This is a genomic window from Leucobacter chromiireducens subsp. chromiireducens (genome assembly GCF_016758255.1).
In the GTDB taxonomy this organism is placed as follows: Bacteria; Actinomycetota; Actinomycetes; order Actinomycetales; family Microbacteriaceae; genus Leucobacter; species Leucobacter chromiireducens.
The window spans coordinates 539,434-563,856 of record NZ_QYAD01000002.1 but is presented as its reverse complement, the minus strand read 5'-3'; the positions used below and the strand labels follow the sequence as shown (position 1 = coordinate 563,856).

The 24,423-nt window shown below is 67.6% G+C and carries 17 protein-coding genes; 10 read left to right on the top strand and 7 right to left on the bottom strand.

Annotated features, from left to right (window positions below; translation table 11 throughout):
• Positions 1-14 precede the first annotated feature (14 nt).
• Together D3226_RS08540 and D3226_RS08535 are read right to left on the bottom strand one after the other, a co-directional pair.
• Positions 15-2,600: a DEAD/DEAH box helicase gene (locus D3226_RS08540; RefSeq protein WP_202382093.1), complete on the bottom strand. Its 2,586-nt coding sequence runs from the start codon at positions 2,598-2,600 to the stop codon at positions 15-17.
• Positions 2,597-4,033, bottom strand: coding sequence for a DUF2130 domain-containing protein (locus tag D3226_RS08535; RefSeq protein ID WP_202382092.1), 1,437 nt, complete (start codon positions 4,031-4,033; stop codon positions 2,597-2,599). The genes D3226_RS08540 and D3226_RS08535 overlap by 4 nt, the downstream gene beginning before the upstream one ends.
• Before the next feature lie 100 nt (positions 4,034-4,133).
• Between D3226_RS08535 and D3226_RS08530 the strand changes: the two genes are divergently transcribed.
• The 3 genes from D3226_RS08530 (at position 4,134) to D3226_RS08520 (ending at position 8,276) form a co-directional block, all read left to right on the top strand.
• Positions 4,134-5,216 carry an NADH:flavin oxidoreductase/NADH oxidase gene (locus D3226_RS08530; protein ID WP_202382091.1) on the top strand — a complete coding sequence of 361 codons (1,083 nt, stop codon included), beginning with the start codon at positions 4,134-4,136 and terminating at the stop codon, positions 5,214-5,216.
• Between the two features lie 120 nt (positions 5,217-5,336).
• On the top strand, positions 5,337-6,536 hold the full coding sequence (locus D3226_RS08525; protein WP_202382090.1) for a winged helix DNA-binding domain-containing protein: 1,200 nt from the start codon (positions 5,337-5,339) through the stop codon (positions 6,534-6,536).
• Between the two features lie 12 nt (positions 6,537-6,548).
• Positions 6,549-8,276 (top strand): cation:proton antiporter, encoded by a 1,728-nt coding sequence (locus tag D3226_RS08520; protein WP_202382089.1) that lies wholly within the window; start codon positions 6,549-6,551, stop codon positions 8,274-8,276.
• Between the two features lie 42 nt (positions 8,277-8,318).
• On the opposite strand, the gene D3226_RS08515 is transcribed toward D3226_RS08520, so the two are convergent.
• The gene (locus tag D3226_RS08515) at positions 8,319-8,894 is read right to left on the bottom strand and encodes an isochorismatase family protein (RefSeq protein ID WP_202382088.1); all 576 of its coding nucleotides are present in this window, start codon (positions 8,892-8,894) and stop codon (positions 8,319-8,321) included.
• A gap of 67 nt (positions 8,895-8,961) precedes the next feature.
• On the bottom strand, positions 8,962-9,450 hold the full coding sequence (locus tag D3226_RS08510; protein ID WP_202382087.1) for an Lrp/AsnC family transcriptional regulator: 489 nt from the start codon (positions 9,448-9,450) through the stop codon (positions 8,962-8,964).
• Between the two features lie 189 nt (positions 9,451-9,639).
• Here D3226_RS08510 and ald point away from each other — a divergent pair, with 189 nt between their 5' ends.
• The 6 genes from ald (at position 9,640) to D3226_RS08480 (ending at position 16,247) form a co-directional block, all read left to right on the top strand.
• Positions 9,640-10,767, top strand: coding sequence for an alanine dehydrogenase (gene ald, locus D3226_RS08505; RefSeq protein WP_202382086.1), 1,128 nt, complete (start codon positions 9,640-9,642; stop codon positions 10,765-10,767).
• Positions 10,768-10,790: 23 nt separating this feature from the next.
• Entirely contained in the window at positions 10,791-11,249 is a 459-nt protein-coding gene (locus tag D3226_RS08500) for a hypothetical protein (protein ID WP_202382085.1), read from the top strand.
• A 49-nt stretch (positions 11,250-11,298) separates the two neighbouring features.
• On the top strand, positions 11,299-12,900 hold the full coding sequence (locus D3226_RS08495) for a helix-turn-helix domain-containing protein (protein ID WP_202382084.1): 1,602 nt from the start codon (positions 11,299-11,301) through the stop codon (positions 12,898-12,900).
• Between the two features lie 164 nt (positions 12,901-13,064).
• Positions 13,065-14,468 (top strand): APC family permease, encoded by a 1,404-nt coding sequence (locus D3226_RS08490; RefSeq protein WP_202382083.1) that lies wholly within the window; start codon positions 13,065-13,067, stop codon positions 14,466-14,468.
• A complete protein-coding gene (locus tag D3226_RS08485; RefSeq protein ID WP_202382082.1) occupies positions 14,465-15,109 on the top strand; it encodes a DUF3156 family protein in 645 nt (214 codons plus the stop codon). The genes D3226_RS08490 and D3226_RS08485 overlap by 4 nt, the downstream gene beginning before the upstream one ends.
• A gap of 31 nt (positions 15,110-15,140) precedes the next feature.
• The gene (locus D3226_RS08480) at positions 15,141-16,247 is read left to right on the top strand and encodes a Zn-dependent alcohol dehydrogenase (protein WP_237462660.1); all 1,107 of its coding nucleotides are present in this window, start codon (positions 15,141-15,143) and stop codon (positions 16,245-16,247) included.
• Between the two features lie 68 nt (positions 16,248-16,315).
• On the opposite strand, the gene D3226_RS08475 is transcribed toward D3226_RS08480, so the two are convergent.
• From D3226_RS08475 to D3226_RS08465, 3 genes are read right to left on the bottom strand one after another with little or no spacing between them, the layout of a single operon-like run.
• Positions 16,316-17,545, bottom strand: coding sequence for a pyridoxal phosphate-dependent aminotransferase (locus D3226_RS08475; protein WP_202382080.1), 1,230 nt, complete (start codon positions 17,543-17,545; stop codon positions 16,316-16,318).
• On the bottom strand, positions 17,542-18,699 hold the full coding sequence (locus D3226_RS08470) for a hypothetical protein (protein ID WP_202382079.1): 1,158 nt from the start codon (positions 18,697-18,699) through the stop codon (positions 17,542-17,544). The genes D3226_RS08475 and D3226_RS08470 overlap by 4 nt, the downstream gene beginning before the upstream one ends.
• A 26-nt stretch (positions 18,700-18,725) precedes the next feature.
• The gene (locus D3226_RS08465) at positions 18,726-22,427 is read right to left on the bottom strand and encodes a TM0106 family RecB-like putative nuclease (RefSeq protein WP_337248941.1); all 3,702 of its coding nucleotides are present in this window, start codon (positions 22,425-22,427) and stop codon (positions 18,726-18,728) included.
• A gap of 271 nt (positions 22,428-22,698) precedes the next feature.
• Here D3226_RS08465 and D3226_RS08460 point away from each other — a divergent pair, with 271 nt between their 5' ends.
• Entirely contained in the window at positions 22,699-24,354 is a 1,656-nt protein-coding gene (locus D3226_RS08460; RefSeq protein ID WP_237462582.1) for a DEAD/DEAH box helicase, read from the top strand.
• The last annotated feature ends 69 nt before the right edge of the window (positions 24,355-24,423 follow it).

Here is a 24,423-nt window from a genome sequence, read left to right as displayed (position 1 = left end):
GGCGCGCCGCGCGGCTAGTCCTGGAACGGGCCCACGCGCTGCACGCGCACCGCGGGCTCGCCGTCCGCTTCAGATTCCGCGAGGTCGATGATCCCCTCGATTGCCCAGTCACGATCGCCCGACGGGTCAAGCAGCACCTGCCGGAAGCGCCACTCGCCAGCTGCCGCCGTGCTCTTGTCGATCTCGAGCAGGGCAGCATTTCGCGCGTCAGCATCCGTGCGAATCTCGTCGTACTCCGTGAAGTAGCCCGCGAGCGCATCGCGCCAGCGCTGCTCACCAAAACCGTGGGCGCCGTCAAGCTCGGCGAGCTCGGCGTAGCGTTCGAAGGCCGCGGCCTGCACCCGCCGGAAGAGCGCGTTGCGCAGCATCACCGCGAACGCGCGCTCGTTCGCAAGCACCGAGCGCGCGGGCGGGGCGAGGTCAACGGTCGCGGACTGCGCCGCGGCATGCGCTTCAGGATCGGGGTGCGCAAGCTCCTCCCACTCGTCCACAAGGCTCGAGTCAACCTGGCGCACCAACTCACCGAGCCAGTCGATGAGTTCCTCGAGCTCGGGGCTCTTCGCCTGCTCCGGCACGGTGCGCTCGATCGCGCGGTATGCGTCGCTCAAGTAGCGAAGCACCCCGCCCTCGGCGCGGCCGAGCTGGTAGAAAGACACGAGATCGCGGAACCCGAAGGCGCGCTCCACCATGTCGCGCACGATCGACTTCGGGCGCAGCTCGTAGTCACGCGCCCAAGGCACTTCTTTCACGTAGGCCTCGTACGCCTCGTCGAGCAGTTCCTTCAACGGCTGCGGGTGGGTGATCTCCTCGAGCAGTTCCATCCGCTCCTCGTACTCGATCCCCTCGGCCTTCATCGCTGCGACTGCTTCCCCACGCGCGCGGTGCTCCTGCGCCCGCACGATCGCGCGCGGGTCCTCAAGCGTTGCCTCGATGATCGAGATCACGTCGAGCGGATAGCTCACTGACTCGGGATCCAGCAGTTCGATTGCTGCAAGCGCGAACGGTGAGAGCGGCTGGTTGAGCGCAAAGTTTGCCTGGAGTTCAACGGTGAGGCGCAGCAGTCGCTGCCCCTGTGCGTCCTCGTGGACCTCCACGATGCCGCCGTTCCGCAGCGTGCGGAAAATCTCGAGCGCGGTGCGCGCGTGTGCGAACTGCCGTGCCCGCGGCTCGTGGCTGTCGAAAATGAGCATTTGCATCGTGTTGAGGGCCTCGCCCTCCCACTCCTCGCCGCGGCCGATGACGCCCAGCACCATCGAGTGGGTGACTCGCATGCGGCTGACAAGCGGCTCGGGTTCGGACGCAACGAGCTTGTCGAGTGTCTGCTCGCTCCACGCGACGAAGCCCTGCGGCGGTGCCTTCTTCTTCGCGGGCTTCGCCTTTTTTCCGCCCTTTCCGTCAGCTGCCTTCGCCGCCGCCTTCGCCGCCGCCTTCGCGTTCTCGATCTCGTGCTCCGGCGCAAGCGCGATGACATCGCCCTCGGTGTCGTAGCCCGCACGGCCCGCGCGGCCGGCAATCTGGTGGAACTCTCGCGCCGAGAGCCGGCGCATCTTTTCACCGTCGAACTTCGTGAGCGCCGTGATGACGACGGTGCGGATCGGCACATTGATGCCGACGCCGAGCGTATCCGTTCCGCAAATCACCCGGAGGAGTCCACGCTGCGCGAGCTGCTCGACGAGTCGGCGGTAGCGCGGCAGCATCCCGGCGTGGTGCACGCCGATCCCCGAACGCACGAGTCGCGAGAGCGTGCCGCCGAAACCAGTCGAGAACCGGAAATCACCAATCGCCGCTGCGATCTCGTCGCGGCCGGCGCGATCGACGATCTTGATGGACGCGAGCGCCTGGGCCTGCTCAACGGCGTGCGATTGGTTGAAGTGGACGAGGTACGCCGGCACTTCGCGATCAGCGATGAGCTGCTCCACGACCTCGTGCGCGGGGGCGACCTCGTAACTGAAGCTCAGCGGCACCGGGCGCTCAACCCCCGTGACGAGCGCGGTGTCGCGCCCCGTCGCGTCGCTGAGATCTGCCGCGAGCTCGGTGACGTCGCCGAGCGTTGCCGACATCAGCAAGAACTGCGCGTCGTGCATCAGCAGGAGCGGCACCTGCCACGCCCACCCGCGATCCGGGTCCGCGTAGTAGTGGAACTCGTCCATGATCACCTGAGTGATGCCGCCGGTCTCGGGGTTATCGACGTTTTTGTCGCGAATTGCGAGGTTCGCGAGAATCTCCGCCGTGCAGCAGAGGATCGGGGCGTCCGGGTTAATCGAGCTGTCTCCCGTGACCATCCCCACGCGCTCCGCACCAAAGATCCCCACGAGGTCAAAGAACTTCTCGCTCACGAGCGCCTTGATCGGGGCGGTGTAGACGGTACGCCGGCCCTCCGCGAGCGCAATGAAGTGCGCTCCAATCGCCACGAGCGACTTTCCGGTTCCAGTCGGCGTCGCAAGGATCACGTTGCTGCCAAGCGTGATGCCGAGGATCGCCTCCTCCTGTGCTGGGTAGAGACGCAGCCCCCGCTCGGTCTCGGCCCACGATTCAAACGCGGCGAATGCCTCATCCGCGCCGCCCGCGCGGGCAGCGTCGAGGGCCTGATCGAGGCTCATGCGTCGGTGTTCTCCTTCGTGGTGTCTGCGCCGTCGTTCGCACGTGCGGCGCCAAGCTCGGCGAACTTCGCCTGCATCGTCGGGTTGCCCCGAGTCAGCTTCTTCACCGTGACTCCCTGTGCCTTGTCGTTTGCGAGGCGCAGATTGTTCTCCGATTTGAGCAGCTGCTCCCGCACCTTCTCCATCTCGCGAATCGACGTGTCGATGCGCTTGATCGCCTCCGCAAACTGCGCGGAAGCGAGCTCGTAGTTCCGCCCGAATGCACTCTTAAACGTGTCAAGCTCACTCTCGAACTCCGTGATGTCGATGTTCTGCGACTTCACGTGCTCAAGTTCGGTCTTGTACTGCAGCGCCCCCAGTGCGGCGTTGCGCAGCAGGGTGATGAGCGGCAGGAAGAACTGCGGGCGCACGACGTACATTTTCGGGTAGCGGTGCGACACATCAACAATACCGCTGTTGTAGAGCTCACTTTCGGGCTCAAGGAGCGACACGAGCACCGCGTACTCGCAGCCCTTCTCTCGCCGATCCTTATCGAGCTCCTTCAGGAAGTCCTCGTTCTTCTTCTTTGTCGCGGTCTCGTCCGCCTCGTTCTTCATCTCGAACATGATCGAGACCACCTCGATGCCGGCCGCATCGAAGTCACGGAAGATGTAGTCGCCCTTGCTTCCGCTCCGCGCGTCGTTGTCTTTCTCGAAATACGCGTGCGGGAACGCCGTGGCACGAATCTGATTGAACGTGTTCTCGCAGTGCAGCTCGAGAGTCTCACCGATCATCTTCGTCGACAGGCGCGCTTTCATATCCCGAATACGCACGATCTCGTTGTCGCGGTCCTTGAGCTGGGTCTCGTAGCGCTCAGTGAGCGCACGTTCAGCGAGCTGCTTCTCGAGCTGCGCCTGCTGCAGGCTGCTCCGTGCCTCGTCGCGCTCTTTCTCAATGCGGCCCACGGCTTCCGTCACCGCGAGCTTTCTCGCCGTCGCCTCGCCAGCCAGCTGCGCGCGGAGCTCAGCGAGCTCGCGCTCCTGCGGCGCAACGGCCTCGCGCAGCGCGGCCTCGTGCCGCTCGCGCGTCAGGGTTTCGGCGGCGGCCCACTCCCGCTTCGCCTCCGCAAGCTCTGCGGCGAGCGCGTCGCGATCCTTCTCGACCTGCCCGAGCGCCTCCGCGACAGCGAGCCGCTGTGCGGTCTCTCCTTCGGCAAGTTGCGCCTGAAGCCGTTGGATCTCCGTATCTTTCGCGGCTTCAGCCTGCTGGAGTTTGCTGGCTGAGGTGACGCGAGCGAGCTCGAGGGCTGCGTCTTTCTCCTGCTCGGCGAGCTGGAGCCGCTCGTGCAGTTGCGCCTCAAACTCGCTGTCGCGCACCTGCTTCACGATGTCGGCATAGCCTGCCTCGTCGACGGTGAACGACTTCCCGCAGTGCGGGCACTTGATCTCGCGCATCAGCGCCTCCTTCGGGATTCGCGGTCTGAACCTTCCTGCTCCACCCTGGCACAGGCCGCCGACATTCGACCCGCGCCGGGCCGCCGGTACACTGACCGGCATGGCCGATCCCCTGCTGTTCCGTCCGTTCCGTCTCCGCAACCTTGAGGTGCGCAATCGCCTGTGGGTGTCGCCCATGTGCCAATACTCGGTGCCGGCGGCCGATGGGGTTCCCACGGATTGGCATCTGCAGCACTACGGCGCGCTGGCTCGGGGTGGGGCGGGGCTCGTGATGGTAGAGGCAACCGCTGTGGTCGCAGAAGGGCGGATCTCGCCGCGCGACCTCGGGCTGTGGAGCGACGCGCAGGTACCGGCGTTCGCGCGGATTGCTGAGCTGGCGCACGCACACGGTGCTCGCATTGGGGTGCAGCTCGGGCATGCGGGCCGCAAGGCGTCGACGCACCCGTGGCTGCCGGACGCCGCCACGGGGTCCGTCGATGTGGCGGCAGGCGGCTGGGAGACCGTCGGTGCCTCCCCCATCCCGTTTGGAGATCTCGCGACACCGCGCGAACTCACGCGCGATGAGATTCCCGGCGTCACTGCGGCGTTTGTTGCTGCGGCCGATCGAGCCGTCGCCGCTGGCTTCGACGCGATCGAGGTTCACGCTGCGCACGGCTATCTGCTTCACTCATTCCTCTCACCGTTCTCCAACCACCGGGATGACGCGTACGGTGGCGATCTCGCCGGTCGCGCACGGCTATTGCGCGAGACCGTGCGTGCGCTTCGCGCTGCGCACCCGGAGCTCCCGATTGTGGTTCGAGTGTCGGCCACCGAGTGGGTGCCCGGCGGGTTCTCCCTCGAGGAGTGCGGCATCGTTGCCGGGTGGCTTGCCGAGGACGGAGCGGACCTCGTCGATGCGTCCTCGGGCGCGAATCTGCCGGATGCCCGGATCCCCATTGGCCCCTCATATCAGGTGCCGCTCGCAGCTGAGTTGCGTGGTGGCCCGCTCGCCGTCGGCACGGTCGGCATGATCACGGAGTCTGCGCAGGCCGAGGCGATTCTCGTCACGGAGCAGGCCGACATCGTCTCCATCGGCCGCCCGCTGCTCGCCGACCCGCACCTGCCGCTGCGCTGGGCCCGCGAACTCCGCGCCCCGTCTGCCGAGTCGCTCACGCCTGGGCCGTATCACCGCGCGCGGTTCTAGGGCTCGGTTCTCGGGCTCGGTTCTCGGGTTCGGTCTTCGGGGTTGTTCCTCGAGCACGGACGCGGCGGACGCGCGGAACGCGCAGCAGTGCCTGTCGGTGGCGGGGTCTATTCTGACTCCATGACAGAGATCCTCAGCCGCGACGATCTGCTTCGTGTGCGCATGCGCGCTTTGGGTTTGGCAGCTGGCACCAGTGCTGACGACGGCAACGGCGACGGGGCCGCACGGATCGCGGCGACCGCTCGCCGTATGCTCGCGGTGCAGGGGCAGGACTGGCGGGCGTCGCGGTGGGCCCTCGGCGTGCGCACGCCGGGAACGACCGTGAGTGATGTGCACGCGGCGTTCGAAAGCGGACTCCTCGTGCGGTCATGGCCGATGCGCGGCACGATCCACGTTGTGGCGGCCGAAGACATCACCTGGCTGCAGCGCGCTACGAACCATCGGGTGCTCGCAGGTGCTCCGCGGCGGCGCGCATTCCTTGGTCTGAGCGACGCCACCCTTGATCAGCTCGTCGACATTTCGCTCACTGCGCTGGCGGGCGGGCGGGCGCTGAGCCGCGACGAACTTGCCAGCGTGTGGACGGACGCGGGGATCGAGTGGCAGAGCGGGTGGCGGTACCACGTGATCTGGTGGTTGTGCCAGAACGGACTCGCGACGTTTGGCCCGCTCCGCAATGCGAGCGAGCCGCTGCTCGTACGCGCCGATGAGTGGGTGACGTCCCCGCGCTCGCTTGAGGGCGACGAAGCGCTCGCGGAACTGGCCGCGCGCTATATTGCCGCACGTGGGCCCGTCAGCGCGAAGGACCTCGCGTGGTGGACCGGTCTCACGATCCGCGAGGCCCGGCACGCACTCCGGCTCGCGGCGGCGCAGGGCACGGCCGATGCGGTGCGCCTCGCGAGCGCGGACGGACCAGAGCTGTGGCTCGCCCCGGCGCAGCTCGGCGCGCTGCTCCCCGCAGCGAGTTCGAGTTCTGCTGAGGACCTGGCGTGGCAACTCCTCCCCGCATTCGACGAGCATCTCCTGGGCTACACGGAGCGCGACGCGCAGCTCGATCCCGAGCACTTTGCGCACATCGTGCCAGGCCGCAACGGGATGTTCCTCGCAACTGTGACGGAGAACGGCCGCACACGCGCTACCTGGCGACGCGGTGCTCGAGCGCGCAGCGGCATCGAGGTCACACCGCTCCCCGGCGAGACCGTCACCGCGGAGGCCCTCGCGCCTCGTGTCGAAGAGTGGAGCGCATTCCACGAGACCGACACGCTGCCGCTCACGATCATGGCGGCAGCACCAATGCCGCCCCAGCCAACACCCGGAGCATGAGAGTGTAGACCCATGGAAGTTGCCCTCGTCGCGGTCCTCGCAGTCGTCATTTTGGTCGGCATGTCTATCCTGGGTGGCCGGATCGGCGTGGCTGCTCCCCTGCTCCTCGTCGTCGTCGGCATCGGCATCGGCTACCTCCCCTTCGTGCCGCTCGTTGAAGTGGACCCCGAGCTCATCCTGCTCGGTGTGCTCCCGCCGCTCCTCTACGCGGCCGCGGTGAACGTGCCGCTCGTTGACTTCCGACGGAACCTGCGCCCCGTCGTCGGATTGTCGGTCCTGCTGGTGCTCATCACTGCGGTGGTAATCGGCGCGGTGCTGCACTTCGCGGTCCCGCAGATTCCGCTCCCCGTCGCCATCGCGCTCGGCGCGGTGATCAGCCCCACTGACGCCGTCGCCGCGACGTCGATTGGCAAGCGCCTCGGCATGCCTGACCGGGTGGTCGCCATCCTCGAGGGCGAAAGCCTCGTCAACGACGCAACCTCGCTCGTGCTCCTCAAGACCGCGGTCGCGGCGGTTGCCGGCAGCTTTGTGTTCTGGGAAGCAGCGGGCTCGTTCGCGTTCTCTGTCACCACCGCGATCGTCGTCGGCGGGCTCATGGGTGTGCTCACGGTGTGGCTCCGCTCGAAGCTTCGAAACCCGGTGTATGACACGCTCGTCTCGTTCACGGTTCCGTTCGTCGCGTTCATTCCGGCCGAGGCCATGCACGCGTCGGGTGTGCTCGCGGTGGTGATCACGGGGCTCTACACGGGGCACCATGCCTCACGCCGCTTCAGCGCGACCGCACGCATGAATGAGCGGCTCAACTGGCGCACCCTCCAGTTCGCGCTCGAGAACGGCGTGTTCTTGCTCATGGGATTGCAGCTCCACGCGCTGGTCGAGCACGTCGGAGACAGCCCGATCCGCCTCGAGCACGTCGCACTCATCGCGCTCGCGCTCGTCAGCGTGCTGATCGGGTGTCGGGCGCTCTTCATGCTGCCGCTGCTGCTCTCCATGCGCGGCACCGCGCGGCGGTACGAGCAGCGCAGCAATGGCTTCACGCGATTGGCGCGCCGCGCTCGCGCGACGGACGATCCGAATTCGCGGCGCGTGCAGCGGGTCGAGTTGCTTGCGGAACGCTCGCGTGCCGACCTTGAGCACGAGCGCGCGCAGCCGCTCGGGTGGCGCGACGGTGCGGCGCTCTCCTGGAGCGGCATGCGTGGCGTGGTCACGCTCGCGGCTGCCCAGTCCATCCCGGTGGGCATTCCCTACCGAGCGCAGGTCATCCTGATCGCGTTCGCGGTCGCCGTCATCACGCTGCTCCTGCACGGGCTCTCGCTCCCGCTCGTCATTCGGAAGCTGTGGCCCAATGGCTCCGGGGCCGGAGCGAGCAAGGCTGAACTCGTGTCCCTCAAAGGCGATCTCGTTGAGGCTGCAAACGCCGCAATCGACGACGCGCTCGCGAGCGACGACCCGGAACACCCGATGGTGCCCGAGGAAGTCGTGCAGCGTGCACGGGCAAGCGCGAAGATCAGCCTGACGCCCATCACACTCACCCGGGGCGGTACCGGCGGCATTATTCTGCCCAGCGAAGAGACCCCGGCCCGGGCGTACATGCGGCTGAGCCGAGTGGGGCTCGAGGCGCAGCGCGCGGCCCTTCTCGAAGAGCGAGCCATCGGGCGGTACAGCTCACACGCGCTGCACGCGGCGGAGCTCGCGCTCGACGCGCACGAGACCCGCCTGACGCCGCCCGGCACCCACTAGCGAGAGGATCGCCAGAGTTCCCGGATCAGGGGTCCAGCAAAGTCAGCGAATTTCCACGCCCGCGGCAGCGAGCTCGCGCAGGGCCGCCGCTGAGCTCTCGGGAGCGACCCCAGCAATGAATTCCGAGCGCACGCGCACGCGCAGCCCCTGCGCCACAGCGTCGAGCGCGGAGGCACGAACGCAGTAGTCGGTCGCAATACCCACGACGTCAAGTTCGTCAATGCCGCGCTCACGCAGCACCTCCGCAAGGCCACGCCCGTCGAGCGTGGTGCCCTCGAACGCGGAGTATGCGGGCGTCCCCGCGCCCTTCCGCACGTGAACGTCGATGTGACCGAGGTCGAGCGCCGGGTGGTACTCAGCCCCGGGCGTGCCCTGCACACAGTGCGGCGGCCAGGTGGACGCAAAGTCTGGTGCCGAGCCCGGCGCCGCGAAGTGTCCACCGTTGCTTGAGTCCGCCTCGTGCCAGTCTCGCGATGCGGCGACGAGAGCGAACCGCTCGGGATCGCGCGCCAGAAGCTCGGAGATGCCCGCTGCGACGGCGTTTCCGCCGGTGACACCGAGCGCACCGCCCTCCGTGAAGTCGTTCTGCACATCAACGATCAAGAGCCCACGGGCCATGGCCCCTCCAACCTCGCGAGTCAACAAGCAACGCTCTCAGCCTACGTGTCGAGCGACGAAATGGAAGCTAGCTCGCGCGGACCGGGTTCTGGTGATGGCTGAACACGATGCTCGTGCGCGTCGAGGAGACCGCCGGGTCCGCGGACAGGTGCTCGGTAACGAAGTCGCGCACGTGATCGGAATCACGCGCGGCGAGATGGATGATGAAGTCCTCAACTCCGCCCAGGAAGAAGAGCTGCATCACCTCGGGCAACCCACGGAGCTCGTCGCTCAGCTCCGTAATGCGCTGCCGGGCTCCCGAGCGCACGGTCACGCTGATGAGCACTTCGAGCCCCAGCCCCATCGCTCGGGGATCAACCGTCGCGGTAAACCCAGTGATGATGCGGCGAGACACGAGGCTGCGCACGCGGGCGATGCAGGTCGAAGCCGCCACGCCGACGCGTTCCGCAAGCTCCGCATTCGTCATCCGACCATTGGACTGCAATTCATCGACGATCTTGCGGTCAATCTCGTCCAATTCCAGCTCTGGGCGCAGATTCTTCGACCCCTCAGACATTGCTCACCGCTCTCACTCGCAGAAATCTCACCGTCACGACGAATTCCGAAGAGAATTCACCTTTTCTCTACTGATTACGAATATACTGCACAATTAGTAGGTTCCACCGCATCGTACGACGTGCTGCCATGTCGAAGCTGGGGCGGAACTCCACTTCCATCACACCCGCTGATTTCTTTGGAGCATGTCATGCGCGTCGGTATTCCCACCGAGATCAAGAACAATGAGAACCGCGTCGCCATCACGCAGGCTGGCGTCTTCGAGCTGACCCGTCGTGGCCACGAGGTGCTCGTGCAGGCCGGCGCTGGCGTCGGCTCGGCCATCACCGATGCAGAGTACGCTGCTGCCGGTGCCAAGATCGTCGAGGGCGCGGACCAGGTTTGGGCCGAGTCGGACATGATCCTCAAGGTCAAGGAGCCCATCGCTTCTGAGTACGACAAGATGCGCAAGGGACAGGTGCTCTTCACCTACCTGCACCTCGCAGCTGACCGCACCCTCACCGATGCAGTCCTGAACTCCGGCACCACCGCCATCGCGTACGAGACCGTGCAGCTCGCAAACCGCGCGCTTCCGCTGCTCGCCCCGATGTCCGAGGTTGCTGGCCGCCTGTCCGTGCAGGTTGGCGCATACTCGCTGATGAAGGCCGCTGGCGGCCGCGGCGTCCTCCTCGGCGGCGTCACCGCGACCCGTCGCGGCAAGGTTGTCGTCATCGGCGGCGGCGCTGCCGGCGAGCAGGCTGCGCGTATCGCGTACGGCATGGGCGCTGAGGTGACCGTGATCGACATCGCGATCCCCCGACTGAAGCAGCTTGAGGACGAGTTCAACGGTCGCATCCAGACCCGCACCTCGAACGCTCACAACATCACCGAGGCGCTGAAGGACGCCGATCTCGTGATCGGCTCCGTGCTGATCCCCGGCGAGAAGGCACCGAAGCTCGTCACCGACGAGATGGTCGCTCAGATGAAGCCGGGCTCGGTGCTCGTCGACATCGCGATCGACCAGGGTGGCTGCTTCGAGAACTCGCGCCCCACCACGCACGACGATCCCACCTTCGCAGTGCACAACTCGATCTACTACTGCGTGGCGAACATGCCGGGCGCGGTCCCCGAGACCTCGACCGCTGCGCTCACCAACGCCACCCTCCCCTACGTCGTCGCACTCGCCGACAAGGGCTGGGTCAAGGCACTGAACGATGACGCTGCGCTGGCCAAGGGCCTCAACGCGCACGACGGCGTGGTCACCTTCAAGGGTGTCGCCGACGCGTTCGACGGCCTCGCGTTCTCGACCGTTGAGGACGTGCTCGCAGCCAACGCGTAAGCACAGGGCGTACTCTGGATCCTATGGATCTGAAGTTCACTTTCGGAGGGGCGTCACCGGATCAGCATGATCACGGTGGCGCCCCTTCGGGCGTCTCCCCCCTCCCACTGTCCGCAAAGCCCGTATCGCTCGGCCCGACGAGCACCGTGCTCGATGTGGTGCTCCGACGCGCCGACGGCGAGCTCGTTGCAGAAGCGCTTTCCGGTGACGCCGTCACCTACGGCCGCGCGCCCGTCGCTGATGCCGACGCGAACGATGCGCCCGCATTCGCGAAGGCGCTGCGGTCCGCAATCTCGCGCGTGATCGCCGAGCTCGACAGCCCGCTCTCCGATTCCGTGACTGCGCTCGTGTTCGATCTCGGCGCGGACAACGACGCAGCGCTCGCCGCGCTCGGTCTCGACGCAGCGACGCCCGTCGTCGACGCTGCGCTCCAGCGCCGCTCTGGCCTCGCGATGGGCACACCCGTGCGACTCGGCGCCTAAGCAGACGCTCCCCGCACCAAACGAGAGGCACGCCCCCTAGCATGGGGTCGTGTCTCTCAGTCTGCGGAAGCTGCTTCTCAACCCCTCACTGCACCTGCGCCTCATCGTTGGCGGCGCAGAGGGGACCCCCGACGATGAAGCGCTCGACCGCGACTTTGAGTGGCTGCACGCCACCGACATGATCGACCCCACGCCCTTCCTGGGTCCCGCCGAAGTGATCCTCTCGCTCGGCTGGCAGTTTCCCGTCACGGAGGCTGCGGATCCCGCGGTGCCGGAAGTGCGCGTCGCCCCCGCACGCCTCTCACGCATGTACGACGACTACGCGGCACTCGTCGCCGCTCACGGCGTCATCGGCATTGGTTTCGGCAGCGACGTGCTGCATCGCGGGGTGCCGCAACCGCTCATCCAGGCGTGCCGGAAGCACGGACTCATCCTGTTCGAGGTGCCCTACGAGATCTCGTTCATGGATCTCCTCCAGGAAGCCGCGCGCGTACTGAAGCGCGACCAGACCGAGCGCTACGGCCGCTCGCTCCGCGCGCAGAAAGCAATCGCGAACGCGGCGACGCGCAGGGACGGACTGAACGCAACGCTGCGCGAAACCGCGCGGCAGCTCGGCTGCGGCGTCGCGCTCTACGACCCGCTCGGTCACGCGGTCACCGTGATCGATTCCCCCGAGGGCCGACGCGTGAGCGAGGCACAACTCACCGCGGCCGTGCAGGAGACCCTCGCGAGCGGGCAGCGCTTCCGCTCCGTGCAGGTGACCCCCGAGGTCGAGGCGGTGCTGCAGCTTCTCGGGGAGCCCGGCGACCCGAGCGGTATGCTCGTGCTGACGCTCAGCCAGGCCTTCGACGACGTGTCCCGCAATGTGCTCTCGAGTGTGCTTGCCCTCGTGAGCGTCTCACTCGAACAGAACCAGGCACTCGAGGGGCTTCACGGCACCCTGCGCGAGGCGCTGCTGCAGCTCCTGCTCTCCGGCAACGTGGGCGTCACCTCGCACATTGTCGAGAGCGTGTGGCGGCCGCTCCCCCGACTGCCGCTGGTCACACTCGTTGGGGTCCCCCACCAATTCGATGCCGCGCGCGTGCTGCCCGCGCTCGAGACGCTGCAGGCTCAGGAGGAGCTGCGCATCTTCTTCGCGCGCTACCGGAGCGACGTGGCCATCCTCGTCAGCGAAGCGGAGGCGGATCGCGTCATCGCGCACCTCGGCGGCTTCGCGCTCACGCTCGGGAGGTCTCGCTGCGAACGGTGGGAGGGGCTCGAACTTGCGCTCGAGGAAGCGAAGAAGGCCGCAGAGTTTGGGCTGCGCCGAGACTCCTCTGAGGTCACTGCGTTCCCCGACATTTGGCGGGCCGGGGTGTCCGACCTCATCGACTCCTCAGACGCTGCCCACGTCGCGCGACGCCTCCTCGGGCCGCTCACGGAGCACGACGCCGCGAACGATACGGAGCTGCTCCGCACGCTCAGCGTGTGGCTGCGGCACCACGGGCGCCCGCTCCCGGCATCGCGCGAGCTGGGGGTCCATCGCCACACCCTGGCGCACCGACTCCAGCTCGTCTCGCAGCTCACAGGCGCGGACCTCGAGGATTTCCAGCTCCGCGCGGAGTTCGCGCTCGCGCTGCGCTATTTCCAGACGGAACAAACAGTCGACTAGCACCACGCGCACTCGACACTTTGTAAACAACCACACCCACGAAAGCTTCGACGCTCGGTCGATCCCGATCTGATTTTTCACCAAGCTGGTGAATGCACCGACGCTCTGCACCGCCCATGCTGGTGAGTGGCCCGTTCGAGGCCCGACACGCAAAGGAGCGATGTATGACGAAACTCAAGAGGAGCCTCGGCTTCGGCGCCGCATACGCGGCGTCCACCGGGCTCGTGGTCTCCGGCACCGCCATGGTGTCGCTCGGCAACGGATTTGGCACGGGCGGCCTCGCCTTCGCGATCCCGGCGTTCATCGGCCTCATCATCATCACGATGGTCGCCATCTCGTACGGCGAGCTCGCGTCAATGCTTCCGGGCGGCGGCATGGTCGGCGAGTACACGCTCCCCGCGCTCGGCCGTCTTCCCGCGATCCTTGCGGTGCTCGGTGGATACCTCGTGCTCGTCTCCGCCGACGGCGGCACGCAGCTCATGGTTGCGGGCGATTCCTTCGAAGGCCTTACTGGCTTCCCCGCGCCGGCTTTCTCCTTCATTCTGCTCGGGATCCTTCTCACGCTGAACATCTCCGGCGTCGACATCTTCGCCCGCGTGCAGATCCCCGTCGTGTTCGGCATGATGGGCATCCTCGCGGTCATGGGGCTCGCCGGCGTGTTCGGCTTCACCTCGCAGACCCCCGTCGACAACCCCGTACTCAACACCGATTGGGGCACGCTCGCGTCGATGGGCGCCGTGGCGATCTGGCTCTACATCGGCATGGAGTTCGTTGCGCCGCTCGCGGAAGAGGTGCGCAAGCCGTGGAAGACGATTCCCGCTGCCATGATCATCGGCGTCACCACGATCTTCCTCGTCGATGTGCTCTTCGGCTGGGGCGCGACGCGATTCGCTGACCTTGCGGAGATGGCGAGCTCCTCGATCCCGCACGTGGTGGGCGCCACCGCAATCTTCGGCGCCACCGGCGGACTCATCATGACGGTCGTGACGATTCTTGCCTCGTTCTCGACGGGCAACTCGTACCTCGCCGCAATTCCGCGCATGCTCTATGGCCTCGCGAACGAGGGCCTGCTGCCGAAGTGGCTTGCGAAGGTCAGCCGCCGCACCCGTGTGCCCTGGGCCGGCATGATCGTCACTGCAGCGTGCATGGCTTCCGTGCTGCTGTACTCGACCTTCGCGCAGGGCGGCATCGAGCTGATCCTCAATCTGATTAGCATTGCGTGCACCACCTGGTTGTTCAGCTACATCATCGCGCAGGTCGACGTGATCGTGCTGCGCCGCAAGTACCCAAACGCGCGTCGTCCGTTCAAGACGCCCTTCTACCCGGTGCCCCAGGTGCTCGGCATCGCATCGTGCGTCTACCTCATCGTGTTCATCGTTCCCGAGATGTCGCAGCGCATCGTGATCTGGTCGAGCGCCGCCGTCATCCTCGGCGCCATCGCGCTCTTCGCGGTGATCTGGCTGAAGCGCAACCGGCTGCCGCTGTTCACCCCGACGGACCTCACGCACACGCAGAACAACATCGTGGTGCGCTCGGAGAGCCTCGAGGACGATGAGGTCGCGCGATGAGCAGCCGCGAACCGCGCTTCGGGCCCGCTGTGCCCGGATTGGGATCGGGGCCGGCCGCACCCTCCGGCCGCCCGCGTCGCAGGCGCCGCCACCCGCTCGCGGGCGCTGGGCCGATCGTTGATCGCGCACGTGCCGCGCTCGTTCGAACCGCGGCCGAGTTCGGCGAGGTCGTGCGGAAAGATCAGACGAGCGTCACCGTGCGCACTGGAGACGGGATCGAAGTGACCCTCAGCTACGACGGGGGAAACTTCATCTTCTCCCGCGTGTACAACCTGACGCTCACGGCATCGCTGCCCGCCGCGTCCGACGTGCCCACCGGGCTCGTGCTCTCGCATCGCGAGCGGAGCGGCCCCCGTTTCGTGCGCGGCGCGGACCGCGGCGCCGCACGGGCGACGAAGGACCCGCAGCTGGCCGCGCTGAACACGAACGTGTCCGCGCGACTGCGCGCGGTCGATCTCCTCTCAGGGACGGTCGCTGGCCCTCGCAGTGCGCGGCGCCTCACACTCACCCCCATGGGTGGTTCGTATGTGTGGGTACTCATTCCCCCGGTGTTCAAAGCCACCGCATTCCCCGCAGGCGAGCCCGAACGACTCCTCGACATCATTCGGGAGCTACGCTCCTGGTCGCCCGTCTCCGCCTAGTCTCTCTCGAAAGGACCAATCCGTGATCACCATGAACGCGGCCGTGTTTGTCGGCCCGAACCAGCCCCTTGAACTGCGCGAACTGACAATCTCCGACGAGCCCGGCCCGCAGGAGGTGCTCGTCAAGCTCGCCGCTTCCGGGGTGTGCCACAGCGACCTGCACGCGCTCGACGGCGATTGGGACACCCCCGCCCCGCTCGTGCTGGGCCACGAGGGCGCCGGGATCGTGCAGGCGGTCGGTTCCGAGGTTACCGAGCTTGCCGAGGGCGATCACGTGATCCTCTCGTGGACCCCGTCCTGCCAGAAGTGCGAGTTCTGCGTCTCCGGCCGCCCGGTTCTCTGCCAGCTGGCCAACGAGACCGCGTACCAGCACGTCTTCTTCGACGGGAAGCCCCGTCTGCGCGATGGCGACGAAGATGTGCGCAGCTTCCTCGCGGTCGGCTCGTTCGGTGAGTACGCGATGGTGCCCGCGTCAGCCGCGATTCGCATTCGCAAGGATGCCCCGCTCGCGCAGGCGGCGCTCGTCGGTTGCGCAGTCACCACGGGCATCGGCGCGGTCACGAACACGGCAGGCGTCGAGCCCGGCAGCACCGTGCTCGTCGTGGGCTGCGGCGGCGTCGGCCTGAACGTAGTGCAGGGCGCCCGGCTCGCCGGCGCGAAGCAGATCATCGTCGCCGATGTGAGCCAGGAGAAGCTTGAGCTCGGCCGCACCTTCGGCGCGACGCACGTGATCAACAGCCGTGAGGTCGACCTCGTCGACACGGTTCGCGAGCTCACCGACGGCCGCGGGGTCGACTACGCGTTTGAGGCGATCGGCCTGCCGTTCACCATCGAAGCGTGTTACGAGGCGATCCGCCGCGGCGGCACCGCGGTCGTGGTGGGTCAGGTGGCAGACGGCGTGAAGATCTCGATCGACCCGTTCGTGATGAGCGACCAGGAGAAGAGCCTCATCGGTTCGAACTACGGCTCAAGTCGCCAGTCGATCGACTTCCCGAAGATCATCGACCTGTACATGGAGGGCCGCGTCGATCTCGATTCGATGGTCACCGATCGGATCGCCCTCAACGAGGTGAACGAGGCGTTTGCTGAGATGCGCAAGGGCCGCGGTATTCGTTCGGTGATCGAGTACGGCGCGTAGCCACGGCACAGGACTCGGCCCCGGGACGCGCAGTGTGCGCCCCGGGGCCGTTCGTCATTCCGCGCGGCTCAGCCCTGGAACTTGAGAATGCGCTCCAATGCCTCGGCCACAGCGCTCTCGCCGGCCGCGTACGAGAGCCGAACCGCGCGATTCCCCGCAACGGGGTCGAAGTCCGTGCCGGGCACGACGGCAACATCGCCACGCTCGAGCAGGGCACGCGCGTAGCTCGAGGAGTCTCCGAAGCGCTCGAGCTGCGGCCCGAGTTCGGAGTAGTAGTAGAAGGCACCGTCCGACGGAGCAGCGGCACCCCACTCGAGCTGCGGCGCCGCATCAAGAATCAGCGTGCGGGCGCGAGCGAAACCGGAGACGATCGCGTCACGCTCTGCGTAGCTCTCTGGAGTGAATGCGGTGAGCGCGAGCTCCTGCGCGGGCGCGGGGGGTGAGAGGGCAAAGTTCGATGCGAGTGCCTCGACCGGCGCCACGAGCGCCTGCGGCAGGATCGCCCAGCCGAGGCGCCAGCCGGTCATGCCCCAGTACTTCGAGAACGAGTTGATGACCACCGCTTCGGGGTCAAGTTCACGTAGGGTAACACCGCGCGGGTCGGGCTCCCCCGCCTCGGGGAACGTGATCCCGTGGTAGATCTCATCACTGATGATGCGGACGCTGTGCGCCACGCACCAGTCCACGAGCCCCGTGAGTGCGGCGCGGCCGAGCATGGTTCCGGTCGGGTTGGCTGGAGACGCGAGCACGAGCCCCGCGAGCGGTCCGTGGGCCGCCACCGCTGCAGCGAGCAGCTCAGGCGTGGGCTGGTACCGGGTCTCTGGCCCGGTTGGGATCTCCACCACCTGGACGCCGAGCGCCGTGAGGATGTTGCGATAGGCGGGGTATCCCGGGCTCGCAAGGGCGACACGATCGCCCGGGTCGAACGCCGCAAGGAACACCAGCTGGAACGCCCCCGACGACCCGGTGGTTACCGCGACCGTGCCCGGATCCACGTCAATGCCGTACCAGGAGCGGTAGTGACCAGCGATCGCCTCGCGAAGCGGGGTGGTCCCCAGCGGGCCGGTATACCCCGCGGGTTGGAAGGTGCCCGGCGCCGGGCGAGCGCTCGGCTCCCCCGCACAGAGTGACACGATGTCGTGCCCCGCAGCGCGGCGTCGCGCCACCTCGTCGGTGATCTGCATCACTTCAAAGGCAGGAATCTCGGAGCGGGCGGAAACACCCAACTGGGCGCCCACGGGCGACGCGGGCAAGCGCCGGGCGGGCGGAGTCTTCAACGGGCCACCTGGGGTCATCATGCCTCCACGCTATCTTGCATCGCAGGAGAGTCCTGCGACTTCTCACGAGAAGGAACTGCCGCGTCGAGGTGACGCAGGAAAATGATGAGCCACGCGAAGATGATGCCGGCTGCGACAAGCTCGAACGCCGCAAGGTTGTAGTATCCAAGCGGCCAGAAGAGCAGCGCGGAGAACGCGATGCCGATCAGCACGACGTCGGAGAACAGCAGGAACACGCGTGAAAAGCCGTCGAGAATCCAGCGCAGGCCGATGAGCAGCGCGCCGAACACCACCGCCATTCCGGTCGCGAAGGTGTTGTGCACGAGCAGGCTCACATTCACCGGCACGAGTCCCACACCGGCGAGACCAACGCCGACGCCGAGAAACGCCCACTGGACGAGCCGCACGTTTCGGGTGCGGCTCGGCGGCGCGGCAGCCGCCCACACGGTCAAAGAGCCAGCGATCAGCGATCCGAGCGACGCCATGAGCAGACCGCCGACGATGAGCGTCGAGTTGAAGACGATGCTGCTGAGGCTCTCGCCGACCCCTAACTCGCTAAAGTGCAGTCGCCACCACTCCGCATCGCTCGTGCTGAGCATTGCCACGAGCACGCCGCCGGTCATGAACACCGCGAACAGCGTGGACAGTCGCGCGGTGGTGAGGTCGCCGCCCGAGAGCGTGCCCGCGTACCCCGCCGCGGCGCTGAGCAACACGGTGATCATGATGCTCGTGAAGGCGTCCACCTGCAGCCCCATGAAACCGCGCATCAGCACCGAGGTGGTGAGTCCCACCAGCAGAATCGCGATGCCCGCGTGCACGAGCGCAATGGCGAGCGCGTTGACTATGGCCTGCGCTCGGACCGCTGCTGGTCGCCACCCGGGCACGGGCGGAATCGGTGAGCGCAGGTGTTCCACCACCGATGTCACCGCCGCCGCACAGGCTGCGAGCACCAGCCCGACGCTGCCGGGCGAGACCGCACCCCAGAGCGGCACGGGGCCGTGGAATGCGATGAGCCCCGTGACGAGCGCAACGAGTGCCGCAATCAGCGCTGCGGCGAACGCGCGCGTTTCGCGACGCAGCCGCGGCGAATCCTGCACGCTTTCCTCCCCCGGGTACAGCAGCCGGAAGACGGTGTCGAGCGCGCGGTGCGTCCGCGTGGGGGTGACGGAGTTCATGGGCTCAGTGTAGAGCCGGGCTCGCGTCAGATCGCCGCGCCGCGGCTCTTCCCGCCAACGCTTTCGACGCCACCACCCACTGCGTGCGTGGTGCGACTGGCTCGCTCAGTGAGGCGCAGGTAGCCGGACAGCGCCGCGACGCCCTCGGCGCTTCCGGGCAAGCCGTCGCCGAGCCGTTCGGAGGAGACTAGGTGCGCGGCCCACTGTGCCCGGCTGATCGCCACGTTCAGTCGGTTGCGCATCAGGAGAAATTCGAGCCCCCGCGGCACGTCCTCAGCACTCGACGCCGCGAGCGTGACGATAGCGATGGCTGCCTCCATGCCCTGGAACCTGTCGACGGTACCAACGCGTACGCCCCCGAGCCCGGCTGCAGCGAGCGCGTCGGACACGCACTCGACCTGCGCGTTGTACGCGGCAACAACGATGACATCGTGGGCCGTGAGGGAGCGAGCGCGGGCGCCGCCATCGTCAAGTGTCCCTGCGAGCGCCGTGCGCACGAGCTCCACCACGACTTCAGCCTCCTCGACCGAGAACGTCGCGTTCCCGCGATGCGCAACGGGATGCCAGACGAGGCCCTCTGGGCCGGCCCCGGTGACACTGCGCAAGCTCGCGCTCGTGTGCGCGTGGAGGCGCCCCTCGTACGAGAGTTCGGAGACCACCTCCGCGAGAGCCGGGCGCATGCGACGGGTCTCCGCGAGAAAGTACCCCTGCGCGCTGGGAATCGTGTCGTGATTGCCGATCAGCCAGGCGAGCGCGGACGTATCCACGGGCTCGGGGTGGGTCCCCTGCGAGACCTGCGGCAGCTGCTGCGGATCGCCGAGCAGCAGCAGGCGCTGCGCGGAAACGGACGCGGCAATCGTTGGCGCAAGCGAGAACTGGCCGGCCTCATCGATGACCAGGAGGTCAAGGGCACGACGCGGGAAACGCGTGCCATTGCTGAAGTCCCACGCCGTGCCACCCACCACGCAGCCCCGACCGAGCTCGGCGTTGTCGCGCAGAAAGCCCGCGTGCCCGTTTCGCCCAATCACCGTGTACGGCGGCTCAGGCGCGTCAGGTGCAAGCGCGCCGCCCTGCGGCACTTTGCCCACCGCACCCGGGTGCAGGCCAGCAGCGACAACCCCCTCGAGCACGTTCTCGACAACGCGGTGTGATTGCGCAACCACCCCAATGCGCCAGCCGTCTCGTTCCACCAGCTGCCGGATGACGCGAGCAGCGAGGTATGTCTTCCCGGTGCCTGGCGGGCCCTGCACCGCAAGCGCCGATCGGTCTAAGCGGCGGAGACTCGCGATCACCGCCCCGATCGTTCGTGCGTCTTCCTGTCCGCCGCCAGCGCGCAGCGCCTCCTCTGAATCCGGTTGCACTGGCGGCACGCCGCCAGTGAGTCGCGGCGGGTCGCGTCGCAGGAGCCCGACGACCGGGTCGGCATACTCGAGGCCCGATGCGAGCGCATCAGCGTACTCCTGACCCCACTCCTCGATCGCCACGCGCTGCTGCCCCTCGTTCGGCGGCGGCCCGGGAGTCACGGCAACGGGAAGTACCGCATACTTCGCCGCATCACGCGGCAGGGTTTCTGCAACGAGGATGCCCCGCTCGTCTCGCTCAAGCACGCGGGCGAGGCGAGCGGTGCGCTCACCGGGGCCGGTCCGCGGGTCCCGGAAAGGACCGGGCGCGGCGTACACGAGAAACACCTCGCCGCCGGCTTTCGCCGAGCTGCCCGGCGCGAGCTCGCCGCCGAGCCGAAGCGTTCGCCGCTGCACGCGACCGCGTGGTGGGGTGTGCCAGCTTTCCTCGACGCGACTGAGTGCTGGGTCAACCACGAGAACATCGCGAGTATCCGCCCACTCCTCAATCGGCTCGATGAGCCGAGCGAAGTGCTCCCACCAGAACGACTTGCGCTCACGCGCGTGGTAGTCGATCGCGCTGCCGGCAAGCGCCGCCGCGACACGATCTCGCGGATCCGCGGCATGCGTGGCGTGCTGCGTGAGCGCCTCCGCCAGACCGCTCACCTCGAATTCGCGCTCGGAGTCTGGCTCCGGGCGCGGAGCCGGATCGACCCCGTGCTGCCGTGCAATCCCCAGGAGCCAATCGCGCAGCCGAAGCGTCGAAACGCAGTCGTAACGGTTGTAGTCGGCAATCGCTTCCAATCGCGCGGCCCCCACTGCCTTCACCGCCAGGTCTGCGCTCGCAAGCTGCGCGGTCGCGTCTGCATACTCGGTGACCGACTGCGCTGCCGAGGTGACGCCCGCCTCATCGCGCAGCTCCTCACCCATGTAGAGCGGCTCCAACTTCTTGATGGAGTACGAGCGCGAGCCCACAAGCAATGCGCGGCGCACAATCGGGAAGAGGTCGATGAGCACGTCATCCCGCAGCAGCGCGTCGACCTCGGCCTCCCCGACGCCATGGCGGGCCGCGATGCTGAGCAGGTGGGTGCGCTCGTACGACGCGTAGTGGTAGACGCGCATCCCCGGGTACGCGGCACGGCGCTCGGCAAGAAGCGCGAGAAAACGCTCAAGTGCTCGCCGCTCGGCCGTGAGATCGTGCGCCCAGAGCCCCGTGAACTGCTCTGCCGTGTCCACGAAACCGAACAGGTAGTCGATCCCCCAGCGAGCGGATTCGGCGTCCCCCGGCTCGCGATAGAGCGGATCCCCCTCAAAGTCGAAGAACAGGTCCCCGGGATTCGGCGCCGGAATCGCGGCGAGTGCCGCCGGGTCCACGACGCGCACGAGGGGCGGGCCGAGCCTGGGCGCGCCAACCTGCACCTCGGCCTGCGCCGCGAGCTTTGTCAGCGTCGCCGGGCGGATACCAGGTACCGTCGTCTCCCCGGAAACGATGCGCGGCAGCTCCGCTGCGACCGCGTCGATCGTTCGGAATCCGGCGACCCAAAGAGCATCCCGCTGCGTGCCGCGCATCCCGGCGATCAAGAGCGGGTCGCGCGTGCGCTCGATTTCGGGCGCACACACCTCGCACCGACCACAGGCTGCGATCTCGGGGGTGCCCCAGGCGAGCGGCGGCGCGCTGGCCCGTGTGCCATCGGGGCCGGTCTCGCATGCCCGGTCAAGGATGAGCCGATGCAGCCGCGCTCGACGCGCGCGGAAGACCGGCGCGATGTCTGCAACCCGATGGCTCGAGCGAGCCCCATCGCCCAGGATGAGCGTCGCCGTCGGCGCAACCGGCACCCCGATGCGCTCCAGTTGCTCGGCATACGCGGCGAGCTGCATGAGCGCAGAGACGCGGGCCTTTCGCGCGAGCTTCGTGTCTTCCACTTCGAATGCTCCATCAGGGGTGCGGCGCAGGAAGTCGGCGAACCCGACAAAGCCGATCTCGGGCTCACCCGGCCGAGCAGCGCGCTGATCTGGTTCGAAGAAGGTTGCCTGAAAAACAACCTCCGCAGCTCCCAGGAGTGCGGATCGCGTGAGCTCGGCCACCGCGATCAGGTCTGGCTCGGCAACGCTCTTCGGCCGCGGAATTTCCACCACGCCGCCCGACTCTCCGACAGCGCCCGCGCCGAACTCGCTCCGGTACGCATCAAGCGTGCGCTCCTCGTGCGCGTCGCCGAGACGTGCGGCACGGGCCAGCATGGGGTCGTCGTCAGGAGGCACGACAACGTCGCGTCCAAACTTCGCATCAGCCCGACGCAAAAACGCGAACTCGCACGCGCTGGCCGCCGTCAGGTCACTCGCGCTCGTCATAATGCGCTCGCCGCCGTCGCTTCGCTGCTGCAGAAACACGGGACCCCCTTCGTTTATTTGCCCGCGCGGCCGATTCCGCCGTTCAGACGACGGTATCGCGCGCCGCCGACATTCACGCGAATCTCCCGATCCACGGCGCTTTCTCGGCGACACCCACTAGACTGGTGGGCACAGGGCGTGTTCTTCCCGCCCCGCGTCGCTGACGTTCAGCCGCCCGGACTCTGGTCGCGGGCCGCCGGAGCATTCGCGGCGAACGACTGCGCGATCCCGCGCACTCGCCGATTCCCGCAGCCCGCGTCCGCCTCTCGGCATGGCATCCGTCCGCCGCGCGCTGCATCGATGCAGAAAGGTCCCTGTGACCGAGACCACCACCCCCACGTTCGAATCGCTCGGCGTCCCGGCAGCCATTGCTGACGCACTCGCGAAGAACGGAAAGTCCGCGCCGTTCCCGATCCAGCGCGACACCCTCCCCGACACGCTTGCCGGCCGCGACGTGCTCGGCCGCGGCCGCACCGGCTCCGGCAAGACCATCGCCTTTGGCATCCCGCTGGTGGCGAACCTCGCCGAGGATGTCGTGGCGAAGCGTCGCCCCAGCCGTCCGCGCGCTATCGTGCTCGCCCCGACTCGCGAGCTCGTCACGCAGATCGCCGAAACGGTGAAGATGCTCGCCGACCCCGTCGGGGTGAAGGTCACCACCATCTTCGGTGGGATCCCGCAGCGTCGCCAGGAGGTCGCGCTCGAGGGCGGTGTCGATATCGTCGTGGCCGCACCCGGTCGCCTGGACGACCTCATGAAGCAGGGTCTCGTCTCGCTCGACGGCGTCGAGATCACCGTGCTCGACGAGGCCGACCACATGGCCGACATGGGCTTCCTGCCCGTCGTCACGCGAATCCTGAACAAGACCCCGAAGATGGGGCAGCGCCTCCTCTTCAGCGCCACCCTCGACAACGGGGTGGACGCGCTGGTGAAGAAGTACCTGCACAACCCGATTCTGCACTCCGTTGATTCGGCAGAGTCCCCCGTGCCGCAGCTGACGCACCACGTGTTCGAGGTGGCCGGTAAGGACGACAAGGATGCACTCATTGAGGCGCTCGCTTCGGGCACCGCGCGTCGCATCTTCTTCACCCGAATGAAGCACCAGGCGAAGCGTCTCGCAAAGCAGCTCACGTCGCGCGGGATTCCTGCGGTAGAGCTGCAGGGCAACCTCTCGCAGAACGCGCGTGATCGCAACCTTGCCGAGTTTGTCAGCGGTGACGCGAAGGTGCTCGTCGCGACCGACGTTGCCGCCCGCGGTGTGCACGTCGACGGCGTCGAGCTCGTGGTGCACATCGACCCGCCCGTCGAGCACAAGGCGTACCTCCACCGCTCCGGCCGCACGGCACGCGCCGGCAATGAGGGCGACGTGGTCACGCTCGTGCTGCCCGAGCAGCGCGGCGAGATGCGCCAGATCATGCGCGCAGCAAAGATCCGCGTCACGCCGCGTCCGGTCAACCCGAACGCTGCGAGCATTGATCCCGAGGTGCTCGCTCTGATCGGTGAGGTCGCGCCGCGCGTCGACGCTCGCGAGACCGAGCGCCGTCGCGCCGAGGCACAGGCCGCGCAGCAGCGCGCTGCCGGCCACAACCCCTCGGGGCAGGGCAAGTCGACGGGCGCAAACGCAAAGCGGAAGCGTTCACGTGGCGGCCGCGGGCGCGGCGACGGTGCGGCTGCGAGCGGCACTCCCACCCAGGCGGGTGGCGCAGGCCGCGGGCAGCAGTCCGGCGGCGGTCGTGGGCGCGGCGGCCAGGGCGGTCAGGGTCGCGGCGCTCAGTCGCAGGGCGAGCAGGGCGGCCAGCGCCAGGGTGGCCGCGGCCAGCAGGGTCAGGGCCATCAGAGCGCGGGCCGCGGGCAGGGCCAACAGGGCGGCCAGCGCCGTTCGGGCCGGCGCGCACAGGGCGGCGGCCCGGTCTACTCGACGAGCTCCTAACCTCGTCGGAGCGGCGGGGATCCGCGCGGCGCACGCAGCCCGCGGGTTCCCCGCTGATTCCACCTCCGA

Bases quoted from the DNA above. Each gene is read 5' to 3' on its own strand.
- D3226_RS08540 (WP_202382093.1), bottom strand. From the start codon at position 2,600: ATGAGCCTCGATCAGGCCCTCGACGCTGCCCGCGCGGGCGGCGCGGAT.
- D3226_RS08535 (WP_202382092.1), bottom strand. From the start codon at position 4,033: ATGCGCGAGATCAAGTGCCCGCACTGCGGGAAGTCGTTCACCGTCGAC.
- D3226_RS08530 (WP_202382091.1), top strand. From the start codon at position 4,134: ATGGCCGATCCCCTGCTGTTCCGTCCGTTCCGTCTCCGCAACCTTGAG.
- D3226_RS08525 (WP_202382090.1), top strand. From the start codon at position 5,337: ATGACAGAGATCCTCAGCCGCGACGATCTGCTTCGTGTGCGCATGCGC.
- D3226_RS08520 (WP_202382089.1), top strand. From the start codon at position 6,549: ATGGAAGTTGCCCTCGTCGCGGTCCTCGCAGTCGTCATTTTGGTCGGC.
- D3226_RS08515 (WP_202382088.1), bottom strand. From the start codon at position 8,894: ATGGCCCGTGGGCTCTTGATCGTTGATGTGCAGAACGACTTCACGGAG.
- D3226_RS08510 (WP_202382087.1), bottom strand. From the start codon at position 9,450: ATGTCTGAGGGGTCGAAGAATCTGCGCCCAGAGCTGGAATTGGACGAG.
- ald (WP_202382086.1), top strand. From the start codon at position 9,640: ATGCGCGTCGGTATTCCCACCGAGATCAAGAACAATGAGAACCGCGTC.
- D3226_RS08500 (WP_202382085.1), top strand. From the start codon at position 10,791: ATGGATCTGAAGTTCACTTTCGGAGGGGCGTCACCGGATCAGCATGAT.
- D3226_RS08490 (WP_202382083.1), top strand. From the start codon at position 13,065: ATGACGAAACTCAAGAGGAGCCTCGGCTTCGGCGCCGCATACGCGGCG.
- D3226_RS08485 (WP_202382082.1), top strand. From the start codon at position 14,465: ATGAGCAGCCGCGAACCGCGCTTCGGGCCCGCTGTGCCCGGATTGGGA.
- D3226_RS08480 (WP_237462660.1), top strand. From the start codon at position 15,141: ATGAACGCGGCCGTGTTTGTCGGCCCGAACCAGCCCCTTGAACTGCGC.
- D3226_RS08475 (WP_202382080.1), bottom strand. From the start codon at position 17,545: ATGATGACCCCAGGTGGCCCGTTGAAGACTCCGCCCGCCCGGCGCTTG.
- D3226_RS08470 (WP_202382079.1), bottom strand. From the start codon at position 18,699: ATGAACTCCGTCACCCCCACGCGGACGCACCGCGCGCTCGACACCGTC.
- D3226_RS08460 (WP_237462582.1), top strand. From the start codon at position 22,699: ATGGCATCCGTCCGCCGCGCGCTGCATCGATGCAGAAAGGTCCCTGTG.